Source organism: Streptomyces sulfonofaciens (assembly GCF_014656295.1).
Classification (GTDB): domain Bacteria; phylum Actinomycetota; class Actinomycetes; order Streptomycetales; family Streptomycetaceae; genus Streptomyces; species Streptomyces sulfonofaciens.
The window spans coordinates 1-551 of record NZ_BNCD01000101.1 but is presented as its reverse complement, the minus strand read 5'-3'; the positions used below and the strand labels follow the sequence as shown (position 1 = coordinate 551).

The 551-nt window shown below is 39.2% G+C and carries 1 protein-coding gene; it reads left to right on the top strand.

Features of this window, described 5'->3' with window-relative positions; translation table 11 throughout:
• A partial coding sequence (locus IE313_RS34770; protein WP_229925212.1) for a type ISP restriction/modification enzyme occupies positions 1-551 on the top strand: 551 nt, incomplete at both ends.

The following is a 551-nucleotide window of genomic DNA, read 5'->3' as shown; positions in this document are numbered from 1 at the left end:
ACGCTATCTCCGATGGACATTTTATAGGCGATGCCAACGCTTACCCTTTGTATTATTACGATGATTTAAGGAATCGCCATTATGCGATCAGCGGCTATGCACTCAATTTGTTCAGGAAGCATTATGAAGACAACTCTATCGCTGAAGAAGAGATTTTTTATTACATTTATGTGATTTTGCACCATAAAGGCTATTTGGAAAAATACAAAAATTCCCTCGCCAAAGAAGATCCGCGCATCGCTTTGAGTGAGGATTTTAAAGAACTCTATATGCTTGGTAAAGAATTGGCGAAATTGCACCTTAACTATGAGAGTGGGGAAATGCACGCAAGCGTTGAATACAAAACGCTAATGAACGCCGAAGAAGAGGGTTATTATGATGTGGAAACCATGAAAAAAATAGGGGATCGCATCAACTATAACAACAACATCGCTATCACTAAGATCCCCAAAAAAGCCTTTGAATATATGGTGAATGGCAAAAGCGCGATTGACTGGGTGATTGAGCGCTATAAAAAGACTACGGATAAAGACAGCTTGATTGAAAACAAC